The 23,275-nt window shown below is 58.2% G+C and carries 33 protein-coding genes and 1 pseudogene; 19 read left to right on the top strand and 15 right to left on the bottom strand.

The features are described 5' to 3' along the window. Nucleotides 1-125, top strand: a pseudogene (locus tag G7020_RS19785) (putative toxin-antitoxin system toxin component, PIN family); the annotation flags it as partial. Nucleotides 126-159: 34 nt separating this feature from the next. Here G7020_RS19785 and G7020_RS19780 read toward each other — a convergent pair. After that, nucleotides 160-3,189: a Tn3 family transposase gene (locus G7020_RS19780; protein ID WP_010465834.1), complete on the bottom strand. Its 3,030-nt coding sequence runs from the start codon at nucleotides 3,187-3,189 to the stop codon at nucleotides 160-162. Continuing rightward, nucleotides 3,173-3,775, bottom strand: coding sequence for a recombinase family protein (locus G7020_RS19775; RefSeq protein ID WP_010465829.1), 603 nt, complete (start codon nucleotides 3,773-3,775; stop codon nucleotides 3,173-3,175). The genes G7020_RS19780 and G7020_RS19775 overlap by 17 nt, the downstream gene beginning before the upstream one ends. Nucleotides 3,776-3,966: 191 nt before the next feature. Between G7020_RS19775 and G7020_RS19770 the strand changes: the two genes are divergently transcribed. The 12 genes from G7020_RS19770 to G7020_RS19715 all read left to right on the top strand — a co-directional run bounded on the left by G7020_RS19770 (nucleotide 3,967) and on the right by G7020_RS19715 (nucleotide 9,802). Beyond that, entirely contained in the window at nucleotides 3,967-4,344 is a 378-nt protein-coding gene (locus G7020_RS19770) for a type II toxin-antitoxin system RelE/ParE family toxin (protein ID WP_003151133.1), read from the top strand. After that, on the top strand, nucleotides 4,325-4,660 hold the full coding sequence (locus G7020_RS19765; RefSeq protein WP_001172026.1) for a helix-turn-helix domain-containing protein: 336 nt from the start codon (nucleotides 4,325-4,327) through the stop codon (nucleotides 4,658-4,660). The genes G7020_RS19770 and G7020_RS19765 overlap by 20 nt, the downstream gene beginning before the upstream one ends. A gap of 14 nt (nucleotides 4,661-4,674) precedes the next feature. Next, nucleotides 4,675-5,010 (top strand): hypothetical protein, encoded by a 336-nt coding sequence (locus G7020_RS19760; RefSeq protein WP_000741275.1) that lies wholly within the window; start codon nucleotides 4,675-4,677, stop codon nucleotides 5,008-5,010. Between the two features lie 23 nt (nucleotides 5,011-5,033). Beyond that, complete coding sequence (locus G7020_RS19755; RefSeq protein WP_000091614.1) at nucleotides 5,034-5,360, top strand: hypothetical protein; 327 nt, start codon at nucleotides 5,034-5,036, stop codon at nucleotides 5,358-5,360. Then, the gene (locus G7020_RS19750) at nucleotides 5,357-5,737 is read left to right on the top strand and encodes a hypothetical protein (protein WP_001054412.1); all 381 of its coding nucleotides are present in this window, start codon (nucleotides 5,357-5,359) and stop codon (nucleotides 5,735-5,737) included. Before G7020_RS19755 ends, G7020_RS19750 begins: the two co-directional genes overlap by 4 nt. 156 nt (nucleotides 5,738-5,893) lie before the next feature. Then, nucleotides 5,894-6,160, top strand: a complete 267-nt coding sequence (locus G7020_RS24310) for a DUF3391 domain-containing protein (RefSeq protein WP_336509734.1) — start codon at nucleotides 5,894-5,896, stop codon at nucleotides 6,158-6,160. 83 nt (nucleotides 6,161-6,243) lie between these two features. Continuing rightward, a complete protein-coding gene (locus G7020_RS19740) occupies nucleotides 6,244-7,113 on the top strand; it encodes an HD-GYP domain-containing protein (protein ID WP_223198360.1) in 870 nt (289 codons plus the stop codon). A gap of 131 nt (nucleotides 7,114-7,244) precedes the next feature. Next, entirely contained in the window at nucleotides 7,245-8,483 is a 1,239-nt protein-coding gene (locus tag G7020_RS19735; RefSeq protein ID WP_336509733.1) for a DUF1173 family protein, read from the top strand. A 190-nt stretch (nucleotides 8,484-8,673) separates the two neighbouring features. Next, nucleotides 8,674-8,907, top strand: a complete 234-nt coding sequence (locus G7020_RS19730) for a hypothetical protein (RefSeq protein ID WP_181086720.1) — start codon at nucleotides 8,674-8,676, stop codon at nucleotides 8,905-8,907. Between the two features lie 86 nt (nucleotides 8,908-8,993). Then, the gene (locus G7020_RS19725) at nucleotides 8,994-9,245 is read left to right on the top strand and encodes a hypothetical protein (RefSeq protein ID WP_019405868.1); all 252 of its coding nucleotides are present in this window, start codon (nucleotides 8,994-8,996) and stop codon (nucleotides 9,243-9,245) included. Between the two features lie 13 nt (nucleotides 9,246-9,258). Then, nucleotides 9,259-9,522: a hypothetical protein gene (locus tag G7020_RS19720; RefSeq protein WP_040138036.1), complete on the top strand. Its 264-nt coding sequence runs from the start codon at nucleotides 9,259-9,261 to the stop codon at nucleotides 9,520-9,522. A gap of 16 nt (nucleotides 9,523-9,538) precedes the next feature. Beyond that, nucleotides 9,539-9,802, top strand: a complete 264-nt coding sequence (locus G7020_RS19715; RefSeq protein ID WP_019405866.1) for a hypothetical protein — start codon at nucleotides 9,539-9,541, stop codon at nucleotides 9,800-9,802. Between the two features lie 408 nt (nucleotides 9,803-10,210). Here G7020_RS19715 and G7020_RS19710 read toward each other — a convergent pair whose 3' ends face one another. Both G7020_RS19710 and G7020_RS19705 read right to left on the bottom strand, forming a co-directional pair. Continuing rightward, a complete protein-coding gene (locus G7020_RS19710; RefSeq protein WP_155268736.1) occupies nucleotides 10,211-10,570 on the bottom strand; it encodes a hypothetical protein in 360 nt (119 codons plus the stop codon). 72 nt (nucleotides 10,571-10,642) lie between these two features. Then, entirely contained in the window at nucleotides 10,643-11,797 is a 1,155-nt protein-coding gene (locus G7020_RS19705) for a phosphoadenosine phosphosulfate reductase family protein (RefSeq protein ID WP_181086719.1), read from the bottom strand. Between the two features lie 257 nt (nucleotides 11,798-12,054). Here G7020_RS19705 and G7020_RS19700 point away from each other — a divergent pair, with 257 nt between their 5' ends. From G7020_RS19700 to G7020_RS19680, 5 genes are all read left to right on the top strand, one after another. Beyond that, entirely contained in the window at nucleotides 12,055-12,759 is a 705-nt protein-coding gene (locus G7020_RS19700; protein ID WP_138299256.1) for a DUF551 domain-containing protein, read from the top strand. Beyond that, nucleotides 12,756-13,271: a hypothetical protein gene (locus tag G7020_RS19695; protein WP_181086718.1), complete on the top strand. Its 516-nt coding sequence runs from the start codon at nucleotides 12,756-12,758 to the stop codon at nucleotides 13,269-13,271. Before G7020_RS19700 ends, G7020_RS19695 begins: the two co-directional genes overlap by 4 nt. Further along, nucleotides 13,268-13,504, top strand: a complete 237-nt coding sequence (locus G7020_RS19690; RefSeq protein ID WP_181086717.1) for a hypothetical protein — start codon at nucleotides 13,268-13,270, stop codon at nucleotides 13,502-13,504. The genes G7020_RS19695 and G7020_RS19690 overlap by 4 nt, the downstream gene beginning before the upstream one ends. Nucleotides 13,505-13,588: 84 nt before the next feature. Further along, entirely contained in the window at nucleotides 13,589-14,566 is a 978-nt protein-coding gene (locus tag G7020_RS19685) for an endonuclease (protein WP_181086716.1), read from the top strand. A gap of 27 nt (nucleotides 14,567-14,593) precedes the next feature. Next, the gene (locus G7020_RS19680) at nucleotides 14,594-15,322 is read left to right on the top strand and encodes an EAL domain-containing protein (RefSeq protein WP_181086715.1); all 729 of its coding nucleotides are present in this window, start codon (nucleotides 14,594-14,596) and stop codon (nucleotides 15,320-15,322) included. Between the two features lie 261 nt (nucleotides 15,323-15,583). Here the strand turns inward: G7020_RS19680 and G7020_RS23910 are convergent, their stop codons facing one another. The 11 genes from G7020_RS23910 to G7020_RS19625 all read right to left on the bottom strand — a co-directional run bounded on the left by G7020_RS23910 (nucleotide 15,584) and on the right by G7020_RS19625 (nucleotide 22,718). Beyond that, nucleotides 15,584-16,264: a hypothetical protein gene (locus tag G7020_RS23910; RefSeq protein WP_219852770.1), complete on the bottom strand. Its 681-nt coding sequence runs from the start codon at nucleotides 16,262-16,264 to the stop codon at nucleotides 15,584-15,586. Nucleotides 16,265-16,343: 79 nt separating this feature from the next. Beyond that, nucleotides 16,344-16,748 carry a hypothetical protein gene (locus tag G7020_RS19670; protein ID WP_019406670.1) on the bottom strand — a complete coding sequence of 135 codons (405 nt, stop codon included), beginning with the start codon at nucleotides 16,746-16,748 and terminating at the stop codon, nucleotides 16,344-16,346. Beyond that, nucleotides 16,741-17,040 carry a hypothetical protein gene (locus G7020_RS19665; RefSeq protein WP_181086714.1) on the bottom strand — a complete coding sequence of 100 codons (300 nt, stop codon included), beginning with the start codon at nucleotides 17,038-17,040 and terminating at the stop codon, nucleotides 16,741-16,743. Before G7020_RS19665 ends, G7020_RS19670 begins: the two co-directional genes overlap by 8 nt. A gap of 61 nt (nucleotides 17,041-17,101) precedes the next feature. Then, nucleotides 17,102-18,607 carry a UvrD-helicase domain-containing protein gene (locus tag G7020_RS19660; RefSeq protein WP_181086713.1) on the bottom strand — a complete coding sequence of 502 codons (1,506 nt, stop codon included), beginning with the start codon at nucleotides 18,605-18,607 and terminating at the stop codon, nucleotides 17,102-17,104. Between the two features lie 105 nt (nucleotides 18,608-18,712). Next, on the bottom strand, nucleotides 18,713-18,967 hold the full coding sequence (locus tag G7020_RS19655; RefSeq protein WP_181086712.1) for a hypothetical protein: 255 nt from the start codon (nucleotides 18,965-18,967) through the stop codon (nucleotides 18,713-18,715). Between the two features lie 230 nt (nucleotides 18,968-19,197). Further along, a complete protein-coding gene (locus G7020_RS19650; RefSeq protein WP_181086711.1) occupies nucleotides 19,198-19,656 on the bottom strand; it encodes a hypothetical protein in 459 nt (152 codons plus the stop codon). Between the two features lie 4 nt (nucleotides 19,657-19,660). After that, entirely contained in the window at nucleotides 19,661-19,978 is a 318-nt protein-coding gene (locus tag G7020_RS19645; RefSeq protein ID WP_125869322.1) for a hypothetical protein, read from the bottom strand. A gap of 47 nt (nucleotides 19,979-20,025) precedes the next feature. Beyond that, nucleotides 20,026-20,469 carry a hypothetical protein gene (locus G7020_RS19640; RefSeq protein WP_181086710.1) on the bottom strand — a complete coding sequence of 148 codons (444 nt, stop codon included), beginning with the start codon at nucleotides 20,467-20,469 and terminating at the stop codon, nucleotides 20,026-20,028. Nucleotides 20,470-20,682: 213 nt separating this feature from the next. Further along, complete coding sequence (locus tag G7020_RS19635) at nucleotides 20,683-20,973, bottom strand: hypothetical protein (protein ID WP_044316032.1); 291 nt, start codon at nucleotides 20,971-20,973, stop codon at nucleotides 20,683-20,685. 15 nt (nucleotides 20,974-20,988) lie between these two features. Continuing rightward, nucleotides 20,989-21,171 (bottom strand): hypothetical protein, encoded by a 183-nt coding sequence (locus G7020_RS19630; protein ID WP_044316033.1) that lies wholly within the window; start codon nucleotides 21,169-21,171, stop codon nucleotides 20,989-20,991. 248 nt (nucleotides 21,172-21,419) lie between these two features. After that, nucleotides 21,420-22,718, bottom strand: coding sequence for a tyrosine-type recombinase/integrase (locus G7020_RS19625; protein WP_125869325.1), 1,299 nt, complete (start codon nucleotides 22,716-22,718; stop codon nucleotides 21,420-21,422). A gap of 209 nt (nucleotides 22,719-22,927) precedes the next feature. Between G7020_RS19625 and G7020_RS19620 the strand changes: the two genes are divergently transcribed. Continuing rightward, nucleotides 22,928-23,275 (top strand): hypothetical protein, encoded by a 348-nt coding sequence (locus G7020_RS19620; protein WP_063542359.1) that lies wholly within the window; start codon nucleotides 22,928-22,930, stop codon nucleotides 23,273-23,275.

The raw sequence follows: 23,275 nt of genomic DNA, 5'->3' as shown, positions 1-23,275 counted from the left end.
CCTGGCGGGCGGCGCGTTTCGAGGTGGTGACCTCGCGGATGCAACTCGATGAAATTCGTCGAGCCAGCCGCTATCCCAAGCTTCAGGCCATCCTACAGCCCGCCAAGGTGGGCGCCATGATCAATAAGGGGTTGTACGCCGGAATCCCAGAAATTTCCGTCAGCCCAGCTCCAGTCCCGCCACGAGCGCATCCAGGTCGATGAACTTGCCGTCAGTCTGGAAGGTGTAATGCCCGTTCAGCAGGATGTGCCGCCAGGCCGCTGGCGACATCTGCGTGATCAACGCCAGCGCCTTGGCATTGCCAGCTGCCTCGTACTTCGTCAGCAGCAGGGACAGGATCGCCGAGTTGTAGAAGATGATCGCGTTGCCGATCAGCCTGGCGCACTGGTTGCTGATCTCGATTTCGATGTCGGTGCGGCCGGTCAATTCCTTCTTCCCACCGACTTGGGCGATGGTCGAGCGTAGCTGGTGATAGGACTCAATGCGGTTCTGCGAGCGGTGAACATTACGCTCCAGTTGCGGGTCGCGCAGGTAGCGCAGTGTGTAGATACTGCGGATGAGCTTGTCGAACTCGAAGATTGCGCGCCGCGTCGGGTTCGGCGCCGTATAGGTGCACAGCTTGCGGATCAGCGTGCCCTGCGTCATTTCCTTCAGGCCCAGTGTGGCGACGATTCGGTCGATGTTCGCCTTCTCACCGACGATGAGTTGCCGGTCGATCTGGCCAGCCGGCCGGATCAGGCATTTCTCGTACAATGCCAGATCATCGGCGCAATACAGCTCCTGCAACTGGTCGTCGAGGTCGGTGAAGCGCGGCTCGAAACGAAGTCCGAACCAGTGCAGGATGGCGAAGTTGGCCTTGTTGATGCTGTGCATGTCGCCGGTGATCGCGCTCGGCACGATGTCCGACGTGTTGCGGTACCAGATGTCGAACACGTGGTGAGCCTCGTACTCGTGTGCGCCTATCAGGTAGCCGTTCAACGGCACGTGATTGCACAGCAGCGTGTAGGCGACGACGCCCTTGCCGCGGCCGAAATATTTGCGCGAGTAGCGCGCCTTCACAGTTGGTCGCTCGACGCCGAATTTCTGCCCATCAACGGCACCGTACAACGAATCGAGGTCGAACGAGTAATGCGGGAAGATCGGCAGTGCGGCGATGGCGTTGCTGATGCAATCGTTGGCCACATGTAGCGTCGCCTGGCGCAGGTACTGCTGGTAGGTACTCTCCAGGACGTGGTACGGGATGTCGCTGGTACGTGCCATAACCTGGTTGCCGTGGTTCATGGCTTGGGCAATGATCACCGCCATCAGACTGTCGGCGTCGGCTACCTTCTTCGCATAGCGTGGCTGCAATGGTGTCAGCGCCGACAGGAACTGGCACTGGCCGTTGACGAAGCGAAACACGTCGGCGACATCGCAGTATGGCAGTTGCTCGTAGAGAGCTTGCTCGCGCGCCTTCTGGTTCTCCCCCTTGGGCTTGCGCCAGGTCAGTCTCTGCGTGTCCTTGTCGTATTCCAGGTGCGTCAGCTTGCCCTGTTTCAGCTCGCGATTGAACGCCACCCATTGCGCACGCAACTCGGCCGCCAGTGCATCGAGCTGGGCACTGACCGGCTGCCGCAGGAAGGGGATGTCCATCTGCGCGAGCACGGCGGCTTTCTCGTCCATCGAAACCAACTCGTCGGACAAATGCCGGTGCTGCAAGCTGTCGTCAATGTAGAGCTCGCCCGCCTGGAAGCGTTTCCTGACCTGACGGTAAAGCCAGAATTCGTAACGATCGGCATGCAGGCCTGTCGGCGTGCCTTCGGCATCGAACATCAGCAGGTACGGACGCAAGCGTTTCGGCAGCGTTGCCGCCGGACATTCGTCGAGTGGCCGTTGTGATAGGCGCTGCTGCTTGGCGAACACGCTCTTGGCCCAAGTCAGCGCCGCGAGCCATGGGTTATCGGGGGCCGTGCCGGCGAAGTCGAGCGCGACGTACAGCGGCCGTAGATGGCGTCGAATGCGTTCGGCCAGGCCGTCCACCGCCTGCCAGTGCAGCGCCAGTTTGTTCAGTGGCTTGACGCTCATGCGCTGCGCCGTGTTTTGCAGCAATTCCCTGGACATGATTTTGTAGGCGCGTTGGCGCACCTCGCCGAACGGCGTCGGATCGGCCACGCTGTCGTCCACGTACAGCGACAGCAGGCGGCCAACCTGCGGCGTTTCCTGATGGCGTCGCAGCTGTTCGGCGACAAAGGACTGTTTCGCACCCGTGCGGCTCTCGTCCTCAAGTTTTTTCATGTGGAAGGCCATCGCGTCGACCAGGTTGTCGGTGAGCTGCCGGTAACGTACCCAGGCATAGCACAGCAGGTAGAGCCGGGTCTGCTCCGCCTTCAGGTGGCGCAGGTCATGGACGGTATAGAAGTTCGCCAGGCTCGCGTAGTACAGCAGGTTCTGCTGCGAGATGCCGAGCTTGGGCAGCAGCGCCTTGGCGATCCCGTGCAAGGACTTCAGCGTGGCGCGCTTCTCGCGCTCCCCTGCCATCTGACGCCAGCCGAAATCTTTAGCGTCCTGCTTGAGCGCTGCCAGTTGAGACAGGGTGTCGTCACGCACCAGGAGCTGGCCCAGCGCAGCTTTGGCCGATTCGTCCAACACTTCTGCCAGCAAGCCGCCCAAGCGCCTGCGTTCGGTGGACAGGGCTTCACTGACCAGCTCTTGTAAGGTGGTGTGGCCGGGCCGGATGATTTTGTGCTCGCTGAGCCAAACGATCAGTTCGGCGGCCACGAATCCTGGCATTACGTCGCGCCGCACGATCTGTTCAGCCTGCTGTGCCAGTTGCGGCAGGAAGCTAGCCGCCCACGACCGGTAGCCGAACAGTTCGGCGATCTGACCCCTCTGGCTGTAGTGCTCATGCTTGGTGATCGCCTTGCGTTCGAACGCTTCGCCGTGGAAATAGCGACTCAGCACGAAGGCGCAATCGTCCTCGACCTCATGCCAATCGAAGCGGAAGAAAGCATGCTTGGCCTTGAAGTAGCCGATCTGCAAGACGCAATAGACTTGGGCCTGCAGGCTAGGCCGGCTGCTGGCGAACGCCAGTTCAGATTCGGCCAACGCCAGGTATTCCAGCCGCTGAGCATCGTCGAAGTCCGGTAGGCGGTACAAGGCTTCCTGCTCTGCGTCAGAAAAGACGGTGAGTAGCTTATTCTTGTTGCTCATCGACCGTCCTTCCCGCACCACGCCAACCTGCTCGCGTCAATGTTTCGATCAACGTAGTGCGCTTGACATTGAAGTTGCGGCACACCGCCGCCTTAGACATGCCGCCATCGAGCGCGGCGACGATGGCGTCCAGCTTCTCACCAGTGATCGCCTGCGGCCGGCCGCCGATCCGGCCGCGTTTGCGTGCGGCGGCCAAGCCCGCGACGACGCGCTCCTGAATCAAGGCGCGCTCGTACTGCGCGAGCGCACCGAACACCTGGAACAGGAATTCGCCCGAGGGCGTCGTAGTGTCCAGGTTCTCTGTCAGCGAGCGGAACGCCACCCGCTTGTCCTTGAGCGAAGTCACAATGGCGAGCAGGTGCGACAGCGAGCGACCGAGCCGGTCGAGTTTCCACACCACCAGCACATCGCCGGCTCGAACGAACTCAAGCGCCCGCGCCAAGCCGGCACGGTCATCCTTCGCGCCAGAGGCACGATCCTCAAACAGGTGACGCGGATCGACGCCGGCGGCGAGCAGCGCGTCGCGCTGCAAGTCCGTGCTCTGGCGGTCGGAGTCCGACGACACGCGCATGTAGCCAACCAACATAGGCGGATAACCATCAAAAACAGGTTTCCGCATAATAGTGAATAGCGATAGAGTTTTCCGTACATTTTTGAGGGGGTGTTGCACAGGTAGCACAGCGGCGGCTGACAGCCTGTCGCAAAACAAATGTTTTACGACACCTCCTTGAGGTTGCCGCGTTTACATCATTACCTGAACAGGTATAAAATTCCGTCATGACAAACAAAGAAAAACCGCTCGAATGGATCGCGAGCAGCCACAAGGATTTGATGGCGTTGCCGTCCGACGTGCGTCGCCGTTTCGGTTACGCGCTCTCGTTGGCGCAGATAGGCGATCAGGATGACGCAGCAAAGGTGCTCAAGGGGTTCGGTGGTGCCGGCGTGCTGGAGGTCGTCGAAGACGATGCCGGCGGCACCTATCGAGCGGTATACACGGTCAAGTTTGCGGAAGCGGTGTTCGTCCTGCACTGCTTCCAGAAGAAGAGCAAGAGCGGAATCGCCACGCCAAAGGCCGACATGGACATCATCCGCGCTCGGCTGAAGGTGGCCGAGGTATTGGCACAGGAGCTACGAAATGCAAAAACGAATCATTGAAGGCGTCGAGGTTCAGCGCAGCTCGGGCAACGTCTTTGCCGACCTTGGACTGCCTGACGCTGAAAAGCTCAAGATCAAGACCGGCCTGGTGGTCGAGATCAGGAGGGCCATGCGCGCCCTTGGGCTGACTCAACAAGCGGCGGCCAAACGCATGGGCATCCCGCAACCGAAGGTGTCGGGCATGATGCGCGGCGACTTCACCAATCTATCCGAACGCAAGCTGATGGATTGTCTGAATCGCCTCGGCTACGACATCGAAATCAAGGTACGGCCAGCAGCCGAGCCGATCGGGCATCTAACGCTCGCAACCGCTTAATCGGAGCTCTCCTGATGGCAGCCCGCATCACCGACGACGAATGGGACGAACTGACTCCCGAGAATTTCGATACCACGGCACTGCTGCGTGCAGTCGATGCCGTGGACGTGCTGCGCGGCGATTTGAATGACAGCGCAGACGGCGCACCTCCGCAACTGCGCACCGACCTGTTGAAGCTGCATCAACTGGCAATGGCCGCGTTCAACGAGGGATCACGCAGCCGAGTGGCTGAGCTATTTGATCTCGCCGTGGATCTTCAGGATCAGGTTGATCATCTGATGACCTCGCTGGAACAAGTGCAAGAAACCCTGTCCCGGTTGACGGCGCTCTACCCAGAAAGCCTGTCCTGAATGTTCTTGGAGACAACCACATCATGAGCCGCAGCCGCCGCAAAACGCCCATCGTTGGGCACACGACCTGCCGTAGCGAGCGCGAGGACAAGAAACTCTGGCATCAGCGCTGGCGAACCCACGAGCGCACCGCGCTGGCCAGCGCGTCGCCGGAAGCTCTATGCGCCCATCTGCCTCTACTGGAAAACCAGGTCAGCAACGTCTGGTCGATGGGTAAGGATGGCCGCTCCTACTGGCCCATCAAGCGCCAGGCCGCCACGGCGGATCGCATTGCCAACCACAAGGGACGCAATCCGCAAGAGCGCGCCTCCCTGAAAAAGCGTCTGCTGCGCAAGTGGATGAGCAAATGAACCTGTCCACCATCGAGGCGCTGGCTATCGCTTGGGCGCGAATCGCTGAAGAAGCAGAACTCCCAGCCGGCTACGAGGGCACGGCGACGCCAGAGGCGCATCGGGCCTGCGAGGTGATCCAGGAGCGGATTCGAGAGCACGTCGTCGCCACCAATGACATGCGGCTGTTCGGCCTGCTGCACCTGCTTGGGCAGGCGTCGCTGCGCATGGAGCAAGCGCTGTGGCCGGAAGAATATGCGCGGATGACCCGCGAGGTCGAGGAAGCTCTCCGAGAGGCCGACGACCCCAACGCCAAGTCGTACACCCACGAAGAAGTCATGCAGGCGATGCAGGAACGCATCGACCGAGCGCGAGACAAAGCCATGTTGATCGGCTGACGGAAATTTCGGCGGTTCCGGCTGATCCAAGAATCTTGGCGTGACCTTACCTCCGCTCTACCGCTGGGTGCCAGCCTCGGCGCACGCCTAACCACCCAACTCAGAAAGGAAAATAAGTTGGTAAAACGCATTCCCGTATCCGAGCTTCGTCTCGGCATGTACATCCACAAGCTCGCCGGCTCTTGGGTTCGACACCCATTCTGGCGCGGCAGCTTCCTGCTGACCGAGCCTCAGGATCTCTCTGCCATTCGAGAATGTGGCGTCGGGGAGGTCTGGGTCGACTTGGCCAAAAGCCAAGTCGACCCAGAGAGCCCAGAGAGCCCAGAGAGCCCAGAGAGCCCAGAGAGCCCAGAGAGCCCAGAGCCCAGAGCCCAGAGCCCAGAGAATTGTCGGAGGAGCAATCTCTGCCGTCTAGTCCACTAAGCAAGAAAAGTGACGGCGCAACCTCAATGGAGAGCGAAATGTGTTATGCACGGAAACTCTGTCTTGCGGCCAAGTCCCAAGTCATGGACATGTTCCAGGAAGCCCGGCTTGGCAAGGCCGTCGACCCAAGCACGACGTTGCCGCTGGTCGGAGAAATCGCTGCCTCGGTGCTGCGCCAACCTCATGCCCTCATCAGCGTCGCACGCATCAAAACGCACGACGATTACACCTACCTGCACTCGGTTGCCGTCTGCGCCCTGATGCTATCGCTGGCCCGGCATCTCGATCTAGACGAGGAGCAAACGCGCCTGGCTGGCATCGGCGGACTGATGCACGACCTAGGCAAGGCCGCGATGCCGCTGGAAGTGCTTAACAAACCAGGCAAGCTCACCGATGCCGAGTTCGCCATCATGAAGCGCCACCCTGTGGAGGGCGCAAAGATGCTGCGCGCAGGCGGGGCCGAGCCCGGGGTGGTGGACATTGCCCTGCACCATCACGAGAAGATCGACGGAACCGGCTACCCGGATCGCTTGGCCGGTGACGCCATTTCACTCCTGGCCCGCATGGGCGCAATCTGCGACGTCTATGATGCCGTGACGTCGGAGCGAGCCTACAAAAAGCCGTGGGACCCGTCCGCGGCGATGCGGCAGATGGCCAAGTGGGAGGGCCATTTCGACAAACGCATCTTCCACGCCTTCGTCAAGGCCGTGGGCATCTACCCCGTCGGCTCCTTGGTTCGCCTGTCCTCTCAGCGTCTGGCCGTTGTCGTTGAGCCGGGAATGGAATCACTGCTGACTCCCAAGGTTCGCGTGTTCTTCTCGCTACGCTCGAGAGAGCCGATCCCGATGCAGACCATCGACCTGGCGGCCACGAGTTGCAAGGACAGTATCACTGGCCCCGAAGACCCGACGCTCTGGAACTTCAAGAACCTCGACGACTTGTGGATGGAATAGCCCCCACAAAACGACGGCCCCGTGAGGGAGCCGTTGAACATCGTCGAGCGATGCCCGTCCAGGGAGGGATGGCCGAGCTCGATTCTCCAGAAGGTAGCTGGTGACACGAGTGTTGAGCCCACCCAACTAGGGTGACGGAAATTTCTGGGGTTCCGGCTTACATCCCCTCAAAGGAATTCCAGACTGCAGAACGCTTCGCCGCGCATTGGCAGCGCGTGTTGGCTCAACACTACGGTCATTCACACGGTACCTGCTGTTGTCCTGGAAGGGGTGACCGAAAGCTGGCAATCAAGCCTCGGGCGGGCACCTACCACCTGGCGCGATTCCCTCTGACCGGGTACGAACACGCCAACGAATGCCGGTTCTATGCGCCTGCCCCCGAGCATTCCGGGATGCAGGGTTACGACAAGGGCGTGGTGGAGGAGGGGGATGATGGACAGCTGCGGATCAGGCTTGCACGCGGCATCAGGATTCTCCCGGCCAGGGAAGCGGCTGATGACAGCGAGCCTGCTCCTTCCCGCCCCGGTGCTCGCAAACCTGCGATGACTCTGCTGGGCCTTCTGCATCTGCTATGGCAGGAATCACGGCTGAATACGTGGTACCCGGCGATGGCAGGCAAGCGCAACGCATTGGTAGTGGGCAGTGCCCTTCGCCGAGCAGCTGAACGCGTCGCAACGGACAGGCTGACCATCGCTGATGTTCTGCTGGTGCCTGCGCGCAAGGATGGAAAAGGCGCACTGGCCAACCAACGGGTAGCCGCACAAGCGCTGGAACGAAAAAGGCGCCTGGTTGTGGTCGCGCCGCTTGCTCGGTACGACGCCCAGAAACACGGTGATGGGCTTGAAAAATTGCCGCTGAGCTGGCCGTTTGGAATGCCGACCCTGTACCTGCAGAAAGGGCAGTGGGGCCGGGTGCACCAGAGTTTCCGGCAGGAATTATCCGCTTGGATGCGAGGCGATACCGTCATGGCTATCGCCCACGTCGAGATGAAAGCCGGTGCCAAGAGCGCCTATGGCAAGATCCTGGACATTGCCCTGATGCACCTCTCTGAGCAGTGGATTCCACTCGATTCTGGGTTCGAGGCCGTTATCGAGTCGAAGCTGCGCGCCGAAGGTCGGGCATTTGAGAAGCCAATGCGGTTTGACGCCGACGAGGATTGCGTCTTCCCCGATTTCTGGCTGCTCGATGTTGACGCAAAATTCCCGATGGAGGTGTTTGGAATGGGCACGCCGGAGTACCTTCAGCGCAAGGCGGACAAGGTGAACCATTACAACAGCGAATACGGCCCGACTGCCTGGTGGAGCTGGAATGCTTTCCGTGACCCCAGAGGGCTCCAGATCCCGGACTTTCCACCAGCGGCCCGCCGATAAGGATGCTTGTGTCGCCGGCTGAGCAAAATTGTTCTGCGACCGCTTGGGTTTCCCGCGAGGCGTGAGAGCCTGCAAATGCATCAACCTCGCTATCCCGCAGGGGCTTTTACCCAGATAAGATACTGCGCGAGCCATTGGCTTCTGTGGCCAGCACTGAAATGCTCGCATCTATGATCGTAGGGGAAACGAATTGCTCAGCCTGGACGCCCATTCCATCCTCAAGGCCATAGCCGTGCTTCTGATTTGGATCAGTTGCGCGGTGGTCGCCTCATTTTTCATGTTTCCCGCTTGGGAAGTGATGAAGATGATTCTTGTGGGGCTGTCTCCTCTTATCGCAGCAATAGCGGTGCTGGGCGTTACTTTCCTGGTATCGCTGCAGGATAAGCGCCGGTCGAAATCAGAATCCGACAATGAGCGTCAGTAGCTGCGATCCCGACTCAATGCCCCACCCAAGATCAGGATCGGCAGCGTCACCGCATAGCCTCAGCCCAATAGAAAGGAATCCCCTCCATGATCGAGCAGCCCATAAGCCCTGAAGACGAAGCCCGCTTTATGCAGATCATGGCCGGTTACGACGAGGCCATGCGCGAGCACTTCACCGGCCCGGCGCCGATGTGTCACTTCACGCCGATGGAGTTTCACGACGCCGAAGCCGGCGACGGCAGCGGCTACCAGTGTGTGCATTGCGGCCACACCGAAGACGCTGACGAAGCATGGGCCAAGGTCGCAGCGCGCAAGCAGCGTCAAGCCGCCACCAACTGAAAGGAACCTCTACATGACGCAACTAGAACAGACCATTATCGCCAACGCTAAACGGGAACTGGCCGTTGTGCTGGTTTACTACGGCCAGAAAGCGGCCGGCATCAAAGCCGCCAAAGGCGAGGACGCATGGCTGGAATACCTGGGGCATTACAACTCGCTGAACGCGCTACTGTCGCTTGCCCACCAGGCTGAATCAGGGCTCAGTGAAGAGGGCACGCAAGCACTGCTCGATATCGAAGCGCAGCACACTGAAGCCTATCGAATAATGGCGAGTTGAAAAGGAACCCGCCCCCATGTATGTGAACGACGCAGAATGCCAAGCTGCAGGCCTCGACCCCGCCGAGGTGGCCAGGATTACGCGCGGCCTGTCGCGCTACGCCAAGCAGGCGCAGGCGCTGGGGTTGTGCGTGTTTGGCGGCTCGGGCTCGGGCTCACTTCGCAAGGATGACCACCCGCGCGGCGCGCTGGTACTGGCTTCGCTTGACGGTGTGTTCGATGGCGGCGACGGTGCGTGCGCCCCAGACGATGACGGCCTGATGCGCGGTGAATATGCATGACGCAGTAGGTGGGTAAGAACGTCTGACGGCAGCGGCATGTGTAAGCGCTGCTATCACGGCACTCACGAGGCGGCACTAGACCTTGTGTGAGTCCTCAACGGGAATGTCCCGGACATAGAAGGCAATGCCAGCGAAAATGGCTTGCAACACCGTCCAGATCACCAGTTGGGTGTCGGCGCTGAAGATATGAGGCATCTGCTCCCAATCCTCCCGCATCCAAAGCGTTACGCTCCCCAGCAGTAGGAATGTGATCGTGCATTTCTGATGATTGCCGCTATAGCGGTGAACACAGGCCGCGATCACCGATACGAAAAAGAAGGTCCAAGTAATCATCCGGGTATTGGCCGCTCGAACTGGAATGGGCTGGACGCTATGGCCGTGAGCGAAGGCTACAGCATCCCTGATCCCTCAGAAACTCTCATCGGCCAGCGCGTGTAGGGCAAACATTTCACCGCACTGCTGGCGATAGCTCTCAAGCGTCATCGCTGGATCATCCTGACCGAGATCGTAGCCGACATTCTCCTCATACCAGGCTGACAATTCGGCTCGGTTCATCACGGCAAAATCGGGCGCCGCATCCGCCGCCGAAAGCTCATCCGCGAACGCGGTTTCCGTGGTTCCGTTCGGCAAGCTGATCGTGAACATCGGCCCGACCTCTTCTCGGTCGTATTCAGCTGGACTCAGAGGACCAACTACCGTGGCCACCACCGGCCCCGGCCCATCTGAATCAGTGCTGCTCCAGATAACACGAGAGTTGGGCTTGAACATGCTGCGTACCTCTGCGCAATGGTTTGGACGCGTTCAGCATCACTCCATCCTGCAGAAACCCAAGTGCCCGCCTCAGAAGCCGAACGCCGCCTGCTGCCCCCAGCTGTTGGCCTGACCGGAGTCGAACGCCAGATGGACCGGCACAGCAGGGGTGGCGTCGATACGTGCCCGCAGCAGCTCATCGTAGCGCTCAAGGATCGCTACCGGATCAAGGTAGCCCGCTTCTACCCCTACGAGTCCTGCAACCGTATGCCGAACCTCAGCCAGCCGCTTCGCCTCGTCCATCGTCGGCAGGCGAGTGGGCCAGCCCTTTTGGTACTCCAATCCGAGGGGGATTTTTTTCTCTGCAATCTCGCGCAGTTGTGCCGCCCGCTTTGCAGCTTGAAACCGATCTGCAAGCTCGCTGCCCAGCAGGTGTGGAGCGACATCGCCCAGCCAGTTGTTAGACTGGAATGCGAATGTTGAGCTGGTCTCAAGCTCGACCATCGTGCGGTAGATATCCTGGTTGTCGATGCAGGTGGTGGAGGCCTTCAGATCTGCCGCTGAGGACATGATGCAAAATGCGCAGGAAACCCGTGTCATCCCGTACCGGGTATAGGCCTCATGAAGCTCCAGGCCTCGCCGCGCAATCGCAGCCTTCACCTCATCGATCTTCCACTCGATCACCGGATTCCAGGTGAAACCTTGGGCGCCGCGCTGAGCAAGGCGTGGATCTGCCTTGGCAACGTCCGCTTTGCGGCGACCGGCGCTTTCTTCCCGGCGAATTCCGGTGACGTTGAGAATTTCCTGGCCTTTGAAACGCTTCTTGAGATAGCTGGCAATCACAGCGCTCTTCAGCTCTGAGGTGCAGAAACGCATGCTTGGAGTGCTCCAGGGCAGAATCAGCTTCGCGCACGAGAGGTTTTTATAGCGCTCAACGTTGTTGTTCCAGCGAGTCTGCCAGCGTTCCATCATCCCTCCGGCTTTACGCTCTACAACCACCACCTCCCAGCCCAGTCGTTCGCCCAGCGCGTGGCACTTGGGCAGGCTCTGCCGCCACTCCACCGATCCAAGGTCTGCGTGGATCAGTAGGCGCGCCCCGGTGTGACCGATACGGTCCAGATATTCGCTTGTGGCGATTGCGCAGGCGTCTGAGTCTTTGCCACCACTTACGCCGATGGCAACGACAGCGTTACGAGCGAGCATGTTTTCGACTTCGGGGGTTGTGGCGACGGCTGGGGATGACATTCGGCAGCTCCTGTTGCTTTGTTCATCCAGCATCTCGCGATCTGGATGAATCCCAAGCGTGGCCGCCAGCGCCTACCGCGAGCCAAGCGCTCGTCATCCACATCCTGGATGGGTAGATGCCTGTGGCGCTCGCAGCCGTAACCGTAAGCGCGAATGAGGTGATCCCGGCGCTGACGAAGTACGGCGACCGAGAGAGCACTTGGGTTCTTTCGAGCAGGTGAGACGCTATGCGTACCTACAACTCAAGGGGCTGCAGCATGACCACACAAGGCACACAACAACCAACCGAGCTGCTGGGCGAAACCTGTCTTGACGGCGGGAAATGCCATCATCGTTGCGAGCAGCGCTGTTTCCGGCGTGAATGCTGCTCTCCGTTCTCGACATACAGCGGGCCGTGGGCCTACGAACATCCAGGCACAGAGTGGGCCGAGGCTCCATCGTCTAAGGCGCGGCAGGACCAGGGTGAGTTCGAGATTGATGGCATTCAGGTGCGCCGCAACGAGGTCGGAGACTGGGAGTATCTGTGCGAGGGGCACGGCTTCGATCCAGATACCTGGAACGCGTGCATCGATATCTTTGGGCCATTCGGTGGCAGCGGGGTAGAGCGGCTGCTGAATGCCTACGCAGACCTTCTCGCTAAGCAAGCGCCAGAAGAGGTAATTGAGCCCACGGACACCCTGCCTGAGCAGAACCACGCATTCCATCGGGACGCAGGGGGATGGATCAGCGTCGCTGATCGTCTGCCTGAGCGTGACGCTGGCACGGTCTGGTGCTACGGCACATACGAAGGTCAGCATGCAGCGTGTGGGTTTGAGGGGCTGTACCGCGACGGGAAATGGTTCTGCCTGAACAACGGCGATTATATCGACGGTGGATACGGCGCTGACTACCAGGCGCAGGTAGCGTTCTGGATGCCGCTTCCATCAGAACCGAACGAGGATACCAAGGGAGCTGACGCATGAATCCGCGCATCTTGAAGAAGCTAAGCAAGCGTGTAGCGGTCCACGCGAAAGCGCTCGGCTACAGCATCGATCTGGACGGGCCGTGCGCGGCGTACCACACACCAAAGCGGGCAAGTCGAAAACCATCCCACCGCTCACGGTTCCGTCACCGGCAAGGCTCATTGCGCATGGGCGACATGCTGACACCCAAGCGCACGCCGTTCTTCTGCTGGACAGACTATGGCCCAGACGGCGGGGAAGGGGATGGCGATATCGCGTGGTCGCACGCCGTTCGGATTGTTCGGGAAGAGCTGCAAGCCAATGCGTTGGACTGGACGCATCCGTGCGTAGAGGATGGCGCTTATCCTCCCTACGTTGACGGAAAGCCGCCGAAGCTTCCACGCAATACCTGGGCCATGCTTCGCGCCATCGAGCATAAAGTGCTTGTGGAGAAGGAGCGCCAAGCCCTCAAACTGCTTCGGTATCAGCGTATGAGAGACGAATGTCGACATGCAGCAGCGAGGGAAAAATGATCTGCTTTGTTACTGATGTGAATGCTGGCGAGCCTGACATTCTAGTGGCCATCGCCAACGGCCCCTTGGAGATCTGCGATCTGCAGGGAACGCGGATTCATGCTGAGCCGGCTCCAGCATCTGGCTGGACACATGAGGCGTTGCTTGCCATAGCCGGCCTACTGAAAGACCGCACCCAGGATGGTGCAGATGCTTTCATAGCCGGCGAATGGGTAGGAAGCACGGAAGTCTGAAACTGACAACAATCGTGTCAGATAGCAGCCCAATTTCCGGGTTTCGATCTATAGCATGGCGTGAAACTACCCACGCCGTGCTCCATGAAAACCACTGCCCTCATTCTCGCTGCTTTTCCGGCTGCCATCTCACTGGTGTGCACTGCCGCACCGGCGACGTTCGACCAAGCGAAAGTTGAGCTACGCGAGCGCGTCTACTTCGACCGTAACCTTCAGGGTGACACCTACTGCGGCTGCACATGGCGCTGGGTTGGTCGCACGGGTGGACGCATCGACCCCCGGTCTTGCGGATATGAGGTTCGAGCGTTACCTGAGCGTGCGGCGCGGATCGAGTACGAGCACATAACGCCGGCCTGGTCGTTTGGTCACCAGCGCCAATGCTGGCAGAACGGCGGGCGGAAGAACTGCGTGGCGACCGATCCTGTGTTCCGCGCCATGGAGGCCGATGCACACAACCTCACCGTAGTCGTCGGTGAGGTCAACGCTGACCGATCCCATTACAACTACGCACAGCTCTCCAAAACCCCCTATCAGTACGGCGCATGCGCGACCCGCGTGGATTTCAACCAGCGTGCAGCCGAGCCTCGCGACGAAGCCAAAGGACTCGTGGCCCGCGTGCAGCTCTACATGCACGACTGGTACGGCTTGAGGATGTCCCGGCAGCAGCAGCAGCTTTTTACCGCCTGGGATCGCATGTACCCACCCAGCGACTGGGAACTCGAACGCGACCGGCGAATTACGAAGGTGATGGGGCACAGCAATCCCTATGTCACCGGCGAGCGCACCTGGACGGTGGGACAGCATCCGAGTGGCGACGGACTTGCGTCACCGGGCGTGGCCACTCATCCCTTCCAGGGGAAGAATTCCCGCTCCATTCCGCAGCACTCACAAATGACGGGCGCCACGGGAGGCAGCGTTATAGGCAACCGCAATAGCCGCGTCTATCACCTGCCGACTGGTTGCCCCAGTTATGACCTAGTGCGCGAGCACAACCGCGTTACCTTCCAGACCGCTGCACAGGCCGAACAAGCAGGCTTCCGCCTGGCTGGGAATTGCAGATAACCGAAACCTCAACGATCCGAGGGCCACATGCTCAAGATTGCCCAGCAAACCATTCACAGCAGCGACGGAGCCGCCGTCGCAACCGAGGTTCTGGCGCGCCTGCAGCTTGGCGACACCGTGCTAAGCCCACCTCGCTTCATGGCCGGCAAGTCGATGGCTTCATGGTTCGCGCTCGACATTGAGGTGCTGGACATGCTGCAGGCCAGCACGGCGCAGCTCCATTCACCGCTGCTCGTGTTCATGAACATATCGGCTGCAACACTCGACATTCGTACATTCTTCAACCTGTTCCAATCGAAACTGATGGCGCTTGATCCAGAAGTCCGTAATCGTCTGGTGATCGAAATTCCAGAGAGTTCCGGTATGCGTGGCGCTGAGCTTGTGAGGCGGCTGCGTGCGATCAAGAGCACCGGAGCCAAGGTAGCCATTGATGATTTCGGGCAGGAACACGCCAATCAAGAGCGCCTGGAGGCGTTCGATTGGGACTTCTGCAAGATCGATCTCCCGGCAATCCAGACCACGGAAAATCTGAACTGGGTTGATGCAGCAATCCGGCACTGCTATGCCAACAAGACGCACCTGATCATGGAGAAGGTCGAGTCGGTACAAGATATCGACCACCTGCTGCATCCGGTTAGGAATACTGCGTGGTTTCAGGGGTACTGTTTCTCGCGTCCTGAAGTTGTAGGGCCGACTCATGCTCTGGTGGGGCTTGAGCGATCTCGTGCTAACGCTGGGGTGTTGGCGTGGGGCTGATGCCAAAATGGTTTTGCCGGCACGAACAGCCGGGCATGACGGGCAATCTTCAGGTTACGGCCCCTATGGGCTCGCTGGTGCTCCTTTCGGACGCTGAGGGCTAGGACTACACGCCACACCCGCAGAACGACCTTGCGAGGCGTCTCCTGCGGGATTCTGGAAAGCGTAGCGGTCAGTCCCAGGCTTCATTTTGAAGTGGTTCGGCTGAATCACCACCGCCCTCAGCTTCAACAACAGGCCGCTATGCGGCGATCAAGGCCGCTACTTCCAGTGTGCCTGCGCGATTTCGCTCACCAACCACGACCAATAGCCGCAGATCGTGTCCTCATTGGCCACCGCCTCGCGCCACATTTGGCGAGTGAACATCGGATGCTCACCGGCGCCTTCGGGGTTGTACTTATCGTCAAGCTGATCGGCGCTCAGATGCGCGTCTTCATCGTAGCCAGTGTTGATCACCAGGCCCTCATGAAGCTGGCAGACGGGCATGAAGATTTCCGCCTCAGTATCCTCACACACCAGCCGCACGGTCGCCCGATCAGCCGCGAGGACCTTCCACTTCGATCCGGCCATAATCGGCTGGCCATCGCCATCTTCATAAGCAACGTCCTTCTCGGCTTTGAGAACGCACCCGAGGGGAAGCAGAGGGACATCCAGCATGCCACTGTAATCGCCGTCGCTTGGGAATGCCTGATGGCCCTCAGGGGGCGTCAGCCAGCTCTGTTTCTTGGGATCGAACACCATCAGGGTGAAATGTTCGGCTCGGTTCAGGGTGACATTCGCATTGAAGGCATTCAGCGCCGCCGTAGCCTGCTGGGAGGGGTAATCCATGACATCAACCTCAACGCCATGGACGCCTACCAGCTCGCGATCTGCCTCGTGGAGATGGATGGTGGCCTTGTTGGGCAGGACATGAACCTGAATTGAGTTAGTCGTAACCGACATGTGAAAACTCCGTTTTGTTGAAGGTGCAGCGCAATGCTGTCTCATGGGCGATTAAACCCAAGAGCAGGGAAGAGGGGGCTTAGCTGAGCAGGTGGGGAGTCACATAGCGCTCAAGATCCTGATAGGACCAAAAGTCCCAGGCCGCTTTCGCTAGTTCCTCGCAGCGGGCTTCAAGGCGAATTTGTTCCGCCTCAACCGTCATGACAACCGGATGTTCGGAGGTAATTCCTGCGCCCGTTGCATCGGGCCGATGCTCGACATACCAACCGTCCGCACGTCGAGGCTGCACGAAAGCCGACCAGCCGCTGATGATCGACAGTCGGCCGAAAGGAGAGTCCAGCCGGGCCTCGACAAGGCCGTGAGCGAAGTCCTGGTGATTGCCGGAAAATCTGCTCCTCGTGACCGACACCACTACGGGTCCGTCGATTTCGCCCTGGTGCTCCAACCAGTCCACGAAGGAGCTGAACTCAATCGACTCACTCATGGCTAAGCCGCTCGGCAACAGCCTTAGGGTTACAGCCGGCGAGACGGCGCCCGTAGATCGTGTAGTTGCGCCAACCATCGTTCAGGCACTCGGTCTGGTGCTCGATCATGTACGCCTGAATACGTTCAACGACATCAGGGTGCAACTCGAACCCGTACTGGGAACTGCTCGGCAAGATGAAGGCCAGCCAATGCTCGCTTCTGGAGCTAGGCATCACGGGCATCGGTACCGGCGTTAGTACAAGCTCAAGGCTGCAGGCGGTGACGATGGTCAAAGGCGACGGCTCGGACATCGGGGGCACTCCGGGAAGTTGGTGGTGCCCACACTACCGCTGCCTTGGTCAAACCCAAGGACTACGCCGCCTGTGCTTCGCGCTTAAAGGTGAGGGGGATATTCGGCCGCTTGCCGTCACGCCGGCCCACGAATTCGTGCATGATTTCCAGCACTGGACCGTTGATAGCCAGAACCTTCATCGCTCGCGTGCAGGCGACATACAGCAGGTTCATTTCGTCCTCGAACTGCTCAAGCGTATTTTCCGGGTTGAACGGCTCGAAGGAGAAGTCATCGCTTAGCTCCACCGCATCCCATTCCAGGCCCTTGGCTCGGTGCGCTGTACTGACCGAGATTGTGGCTTCCAGCTCGTCCTTGACTGCCGTGCGGCGAAGTTTGGCAAAGAGGTCGGGCAGGGCGTTTTTGTACTGCTCGACCACTCGTAGCGTGCGCTGCATCTCAGCATCTTGGCTCTCTGTAGCGATTTCCTCGTACAGGTCGAACGTAGGATATTCTTGCATCAGGCGCTTGTTCTTGATTTTGTCTCGCTGCTCGGCATAGAGCCAATACAGGTCTTCGATGTCCTGCAGGTGGTAGCTATCGATGCCGCCGACCCAGAAGATTTGCTCATTCTTGGCCTGTGCAATCAGGGCCGTCTCGATGACGCCGATTACGGTGCGGCAGAGAACGGTACGGTGCTCCAGGTCCTCGGGAAGGGCCTTTGTCACTCGGGTGGCCTCGCCCAGCCCTACCAGCGGCCGCGTTTCGCCCTTGAAGTGCAGGATCATGTTCGCCACCTTCGCGACGGCCGGGCCGAAGCGGAAGCTCTGGGTGAGGTAGTGCGTCTCGGCCTTGTCGAGCCAGTGAGCATCTAGCGCATCGACGGCTCCCCTGAAGCGATACAGCATCTGGTGGCCGTCACCGCACACAACAACACCCATACCGTAGCTCGCTTGGTCAGCAAGGACGCCGGCAAGCAGAGGGTTGATATCCTGCGCCTCGTCCGCCAGCACAATATCGAAACGCTTCGACAGATCCGGGCGGGTGAGCGCCCACGCCTTCAGGTACCCATCGTGGGTCTGGAGGACAGAGGTATCGCGCACATCGAGCATGCGATTCCAGAGATGATTGGCGCTGGCGACGATCTTTCCTGCGGCGCGCTTCATGCGTTCGTTCTTGAGCCTGCTCGATGGCACATGATCGATTGTGATGCTGTCATCCGCACTGGCCAGGAAGGCATTGAGCGTGTCTTGCACCGCGCGCACGAAATCCCAGCTCTGACTCGAAATCGCGCGGGCGATATCAGTCAGCCTGAGATTCCCGGTGAGCTTGTGCTGGTACTTCGCACCCATCGAACCATAAGCAAGCCCGTGTGAGGTCTTGCATGTCACATGGAGTGGGAATTTCTCTTTGGCCGTTATCTCGACACTCTTGTTGTAGCAGAGGTACAGAATGCGCTGCTGGGGATGAGCTTGGGCATACCCAACCAGTGTGGTTGTCTTGCCAGTTCCGGCGAATGCGACAAGCCTGATCAGGCGAGCAAGCGAGTTAATCGCAGGTTGTTGCTCGTGCGTGAATGGGAATGACATAGTTGATCCTCCAGGGCTGTTCAAAACTATGCCTCACCCAAAAGAAAACCCAAGCGGATACATAGGACTGATTACGCGCGAATGCGTGATTACAACTTTGTGCTTTTAAGCGCCGGGACCAGATGAGCGCAAGTGCCGCTTAGCCTTAACGATAAAATCGTACCAGTAGAACAGCACAACGATGCCACAAAGGTTTCTTACCCACTCTACAGTAGCCTTTAGCATTGGCCAATCATACCCTGCGTAAGCATGGAGTTTAGGCAGGAATGCAACACTGACGCACAACATAGCAAAGCCTATCGTTGATTTGAGGCCAATTTTTGCATCTTCTTTCAATCTTGAATTTAGTTGCTTAAACATAGTCTTTACCTTCCAAGCTGGAGACTACACTTTTATGCAACGTTCGATAGGTGGTGACAGATCCTGTTAGCGTAACCAACCAGACTAAGGCAATAAGTGCAACCGAACCAAAACCTACGTTCTGGGCGAAGTAATTGAAAACTGTCACAGCAAAAGATGCTGATGTAAAGCCGAATAGAAAGACGTGCCGCACCTGGGATCGAAGCAAGCGCTCTACCATGTGGCTATCCTCAGATTATCTTGAGCCAGCTTTTACGAGCCTGGTACTCAGTGAAAGGGTGGGAATGAACACCTTCGGGAATCTTGCCGCTGAAGCTCGGGAAATAGAAATCAGGATCGTGCAAAACAATCCCGAAAGCATCGTGTCTCTCAGCCACAACCCAGTGCCAGTTGCGAGTGGAAGAATCTAGTGATGATCCAACCGCCACGATGGCGATGTCATCAACGGCATCCCAGCTTGACCAGCGTCTGAGTTCCGACCGAACACCAAGGTGCTCCAAGCAGTGACGTAACTCGGAGAAATTTGTGGTAAAGGGTCGATTTTTTTCACCGAGGCCGCATGTGGTGAAAACACGTTTTGCTTCGCTGTAGCTCTTGCCGGCCACCATTGCGGCGCAGGCTATCCCGCATCCAAAGCGGTCACGTTGCATCACCTTCTTGACTCGGCAGGTCGCCTCCCAGTCATTCATCAAACTATCTCGCGGTTTGGTTTCGAATGTTCATAGCCGCACCTATCACGAGAATGGTCACGCCTGCGCAAACCAGAACAAGGGACAACGGCATGCCAGCCACCTCGATTCCAGCAAGCGTTTGGAAGATGCTCTCCCATTGAACACTGGGATCGGGCTGACCGAGCACAAAAAGTGTGACGCCAATGTGGATGCCCATTACGCCTGGAATGAAAGACCACCCAAAGAAATCAGCAATCGTGTGGAGCATCGTGTAGAACAAGTACAGAAATAACGCTGGCAATGCAAAGATGAAAATCAAAAACTCAACAAGTACGGACATACGGTTTACCTGACATAATTAGCTGATCGCCTTTACCTAAGAATAGTCTAAGCGGCGACTACTGGTATTTCTTCGACATCGAGCACAACAAAGCTGTTGCGTGTTCCTTCATCGCTTACAGCTATGTACTCAAACAACTCCTCTGTGATCAAGGTTTGATCTTCAGTGTCCATATAGCGCAAGAAGACATCACCTAATTCAGGTTTACCTGCAAAGAAAGCCTTCACTCTGGAACCGATAATTTCCGCCTCTGTACCGATAGTGCCAGTCGTACCGAACCGCGATTGCTCGGCTCCAGTAGCGAGATAGAACTGTTCAACAAATGACATGTTTACTGCAAGATCCAAGACAGACTCTCGGAATACTTTATCTTTTGCATAAACAGCCCGAAGATATTTGTTCAGCGCGTCATCTGCTGTAGCTGCAAATACAGACCGCGGAGGCCAATTTTTAACAGACTCGTCAGGTGAGCATATTAAGTAGCGCTTCATACGCTTCTCCTATCGAAGCTGAACGCAAATGGCTGTTGGACGGACTGGACTGTGCTCTTTAACGGCCGTATTTAACCATGCAGCCGCTGCCGCGTTGCACTTCTCCTGCGAGGAGAATCCAGGAACGTGTGTTATTGCCTGGCCACCGCTTGAACTTCCAGTCGCCAAGGACAAAATAAGTACCCAAACATTCATACAATTTCCTCAAAAACTTCAGCAGCCAATCGGAGATAAGATGCAGTAACGATCCTGCCAACCCATGTCAGCATTGATAAACCATAAGATCATCCCAGTGATGATCAAACTTGAAGCTACCCGAGTAATCCAAGGTTTACGGAGGAAATAGCCGTAGGCAAAAACGATAGGCGACAGTGCAACACACATGACGCCGATAGCCCGGAACAGGCTGAAATAGTCAGTAAGTGCGATGACACCAACGGTGATGCACAGCACCGCAGTAACTCGCAGAATGCGACCCATTGGGTCAGCGGCAATGATGCCCATGGTCGATGCCCTCGATCACTTCAGTCCGAAGTTGCGCTTCAGCTCTACGATGCGTAGGACGCGCTTTCGGTGGGCCTGGGCGGAGCCCTCATCAGCCTTAAACGCGCCGTATGCGACAGCTGCGGTGTACTGTTCGTCCTGCTTTACCAGATCCAGCAGTTCCTGAAGCTGTTCCCGCATCTCGTCGAAGATGGCCATTGTCGATTACCGTGGTTTGTTCGCTGAGGTAGGTTGATATGAGTCCAGCATGACGACACTTAGCGCAATCCCAATGCCATGCCGGCATTCTCCCATAGCCCGCATACATGGAAGGCCTGAAAGGTCACCACTTTCTGGTAAGAAAACTAGGACAATGCCAATGAGGTATTGGTAGCCCTGTATGGCCCGCACATAGCTCTCGACGCCTGCTTGCGGCAAGCACAGTCGATTAGGCGATCACCCGTGAGCTACTGCCTCCTGACTGGCAGCCCTTTGACGGAACTGGCCCGCTGATCATCAAGAGAGTTGTAGTAGACATCGACCGTGGTCCTCATGCTCTCGTGGCGCAGATCAGCCTGCAGATCTTTTGCATCACGCAGCGGTGCGTCGAAGGTTGCTGAGGTGTGGCGCAGCCAGTGCAGAGACGCATCACGGAGACTTTCGATTTCCGCCTCGTTCCAGGCGTCGTGTTTCATCCGTTCGATGGCTTGGTCAAATACTCCTTGGATGAGCAGACGAATTTGCCGATCACTCAACCCGGCGCGCCCATTGAGTGCCTGCAGAAGCGGCGTGCGCTCTCCAGGGGCAGGTGTAGCTGAGAGGCCAAGGTGGCGCCGGTATCGCGCCATGTAGGTGTTCATGTAGTCGTCACGAACGCTGATTTTGGCAGCTTTGTTGCCCTTTCCGACAACATGGAAGAACCAAATCCCCTGCCCATTGCGCCGGAAGTCACCCATTGTTGGCTCCCAGTTATCCCGGCCAACTAGATCGGACACCCGCAAGTACATTGAGAAGATGGTGGCTAGGATGAATAGGGTGCGCTCATGTGTGTCGTCTGCATCAGCCATCCTCTCGGCGGTTTCGATCACGTAGTCCCACTGCAGGGGCGTGAGCGACCGACTGCCCACCTCCCAGGTATTTCTCTGCTTGAACCGCGTCTTCTGCTTGATCGCCCGGAAAGGATTTGCCTCGGTGAAACCTTCATCATTGGCGTGCTGATAGAAGCTGCCGCAGACGGCGAAAATCTGCGCCACGGAGCCCTGAGATGGGGTGTATTTTTTTTCCTGGCAGGGCGTTCCTGAATTGAGTTTGGCGCGCTTCGGGGCGACCGCATTGAAGGGGCGCCAAGCCTCGTTGACCTGATAGACATCGCTGTCTTGGGCCTTGCGTCCGCCGATACGGTTGAATCGTGACTTGACCACCGGGCCGACCCATCCAGAAGGAGGATTCAGACAGAACTCCATGAAGGCCTCGGCATCGACGCGGGTCAGATCCAGGATGGGTTTGCGGCGGATCAGCAGCGACCATAGCAGCAAGCGCTCGGCATGCGTTCTGTAGGAGTTGAACGTGGTTTCGTTGCCGGCGTAGGAGTTGAGGAAGCTGCGAACGACTTGGTAACCATCTACAGCGCGAAGCTCGGCCGGAAATGCTTGAAGGTAATCGCGAACGGCCGGTAGCTCAGCGTTGAGGTTCAGGTGATTGAGGGCCTGAAATCTCTGGTACGTCTCGAACAGTGGCGCAGGCGCGGTTTTGTTTGGGCTCGGCATAGGACATTCCAGGCGATGAAATCTGTCCTGATTCTGCTGTGCAGCGGCCTTCTGTGCAATATCCGAGTCTGGTGATTATCGGATATTGCATATCTCTATATCCACTCCCCGGCCGCTGCCACTCCACCTGAATGGCCGGCATCAGGTCAGCTTGGGTTCCCTTGGATCGTTGGTAACTTGAGTACATCTCCCGCTGCAACGAGACACCCATGCAAGCCAAAATCATCAAGCCCAAGGCTCCGCACGCGAAGCTGCGCATGCTCGATCTGATCGAGCGCGGAATCATCATTGCAATCTCGCGCCTCACGGTTGATCAAGTGGAGACAGATCACGGCTGGGTCGTGCAGACGCTTGCCATCGGGGCAACGCACGACGCGCCATCTGCCTTCCCGGTGGTCGTCATCGATCAACACGCCGACGATTGCGAGGCCATGAAGTACGCCGTATCGATCTTTGAGGCATTGAAAGCCCGAGGTTTACTCAGCTCGGATCAGGCTGCTCGGTACCGACGCGCCCTGATCACGCTCGTGCCGCAAACATCCAGGACTGAGGGTTGA

The organism is Stutzerimonas stutzeri, assembly GCF_013522825.1.
GTDB classification, from domain to species: domain Bacteria; phylum Pseudomonadota; class Gammaproteobacteria; order Pseudomonadales; family Pseudomonadaceae; genus Stutzerimonas; species Stutzerimonas stutzeri_AK.
This window is presented reverse-complemented; position numbering and strand designations above follow the sequence as displayed.

Excerpts from the sequence above, each read along its gene's own strand:
- G7020_RS19710 (WP_155268736.1), bottom strand. The coding sequence starts at position 10,570 with ATGTTCAAGCCCAACTCTCGTGTTATCTGGAGCAGCACTGATTCAGAT.
- G7020_RS19780 (WP_010465834.1), bottom strand. The coding sequence starts at position 3,189 with ATGAGCAACAAGAATAAGCTACTCACCGTCTTTTCTGACGCAGAGCAG.
- G7020_RS19760 (WP_000741275.1), top strand. The coding sequence starts at position 4,675 with ATGGCAGCCCGCATCACCGACGACGAATGGGACGAACTGACTCCCGAG.
- G7020_RS19700 (WP_138299256.1), top strand. The coding sequence starts at position 12,055 with ATGACCACACAAGGCACACAACAACCAACCGAGCTGCTGGGCGAAACC.
- G7020_RS19650 (WP_181086711.1), bottom strand. The coding sequence starts at position 19,656 with ATGAATGACTGGGAGGCGACCTGCCGAGTCAAGAAGGTGATGCAACGT.
- G7020_RS24310 (WP_336509734.1), top strand. The coding sequence starts at position 5,894 with ATGTACATCCACAAGCTCGCCGGCTCTTGGGTTCGACACCCATTCTGG.
- G7020_RS19635 (WP_044316032.1), bottom strand. The coding sequence starts at position 20,973 with ATGGGCATCATTGCCGCTGACCCAATGGGTCGCATTCTGCGAGTTACT.
- G7020_RS19755 (WP_000091614.1), top strand. The coding sequence starts at position 5,034 with ATGAGCCGCAGCCGCCGCAAAACGCCCATCGTTGGGCACACGACCTGC.
- G7020_RS19655 (WP_181086712.1), bottom strand. The coding sequence starts at position 18,967 with ATGTTTAAGCAACTAAATTCAAGATTGAAAGAAGATGCAAAAATTGGC.
- G7020_RS19765 (WP_001172026.1), top strand. The coding sequence starts at position 4,325 with ATGCAAAAACGAATCATTGAAGGCGTCGAGGTTCAGCGCAGCTCGGGC.
- G7020_RS19670 (WP_019406670.1), bottom strand. The coding sequence starts at position 16,748 with ATGAGTGAGTCGATTGAGTTCAGCTCCTTCGTGGACTGGTTGGAGCAC.
- G7020_RS19750 (WP_001054412.1), top strand. The coding sequence starts at position 5,357 with ATGAACCTGTCCACCATCGAGGCGCTGGCTATCGCTTGGGCGCGAATC.
- G7020_RS19775 (WP_010465829.1), bottom strand. The coding sequence starts at position 3,775 with ATGTTGGTTGGCTACATGCGCGTGTCGTCGGACTCCGACCGCCAGAGC.
- G7020_RS19620 (WP_063542359.1), top strand. The coding sequence starts at position 22,928 with ATGCAAGCCAAAATCATCAAGCCCAAGGCTCCGCACGCGAAGCTGCGC.
- G7020_RS19680 (WP_181086715.1), top strand. The coding sequence starts at position 14,594 with ATGCTCAAGATTGCCCAGCAAACCATTCACAGCAGCGACGGAGCCGCC.
- G7020_RS19725 (WP_019405868.1), top strand. The coding sequence starts at position 8,994 with ATGATCGAGCAGCCCATAAGCCCTGAAGACGAAGCCCGCTTTATGCAG.
- G7020_RS19715 (WP_019405866.1), top strand. The coding sequence starts at position 9,539 with ATGTATGTGAACGACGCAGAATGCCAAGCTGCAGGCCTCGACCCCGCC.
- G7020_RS19770 (WP_003151133.1), top strand. The coding sequence starts at position 3,967 with ATGACAAACAAAGAAAAACCGCTCGAATGGATCGCGAGCAGCCACAAG.
- G7020_RS19665 (WP_181086714.1), bottom strand. The coding sequence starts at position 17,040 with ATGTCCGAGCCGTCGCCTTTGACCATCGTCACCGCCTGCAGCCTTGAG.
- G7020_RS19645 (WP_125869322.1), bottom strand. The coding sequence starts at position 19,978 with ATGTCCGTACTTGTTGAGTTTTTGATTTTCATCTTTGCATTGCCAGCG.
- G7020_RS19660 (WP_181086713.1), bottom strand. The coding sequence starts at position 18,607 with ATGTCATTCCCATTCACGCACGAGCAACAACCTGCGATTAACTCGCTT.
- G7020_RS19640 (WP_181086710.1), bottom strand. The coding sequence starts at position 20,469 with ATGAAGCGCTACTTAATATGCTCACCTGACGAGTCTGTTAAAAATTGG.
- G7020_RS19630 (WP_044316033.1), bottom strand. The coding sequence starts at position 21,171 with ATGGCCATCTTCGACGAGATGCGGGAACAGCTTCAGGAACTGCTGGAT.
- G7020_RS19690 (WP_181086717.1), top strand. The coding sequence starts at position 13,268 with ATGATCTGCTTTGTTACTGATGTGAATGCTGGCGAGCCTGACATTCTA.
- G7020_RS23910 (WP_219852770.1), bottom strand. The coding sequence starts at position 16,264 with ATGTCGGTTACGACTAACTCAATTCAGGTTCATGTCCTGCCCAACAAG.
- G7020_RS19705 (WP_181086719.1), bottom strand. The coding sequence starts at position 11,797 with ATGTCATCCCCAGCCGTCGCCACAACCCCCGAAGTCGAAAACATGCTC.
- G7020_RS19740 (WP_223198360.1), top strand. The coding sequence starts at position 6,244 with ATGGACATGTTCCAGGAAGCCCGGCTTGGCAAGGCCGTCGACCCAAGC.
- G7020_RS19695 (WP_181086718.1), top strand. The coding sequence starts at position 12,756 with ATGAATCCGCGCATCTTGAAGAAGCTAAGCAAGCGTGTAGCGGTCCAC.
- G7020_RS19625 (WP_125869325.1), bottom strand. The coding sequence starts at position 22,718 with ATGCCGAGCCCAAACAAAACCGCGCCTGCGCCACTGTTCGAGACGTAC.
- G7020_RS19685 (WP_181086716.1), top strand. The coding sequence starts at position 13,589 with ATGAAAACCACTGCCCTCATTCTCGCTGCTTTTCCGGCTGCCATCTCA.
- G7020_RS19720 (WP_040138036.1), top strand. The coding sequence starts at position 9,259 with ATGACGCAACTAGAACAGACCATTATCGCCAACGCTAAACGGGAACTG.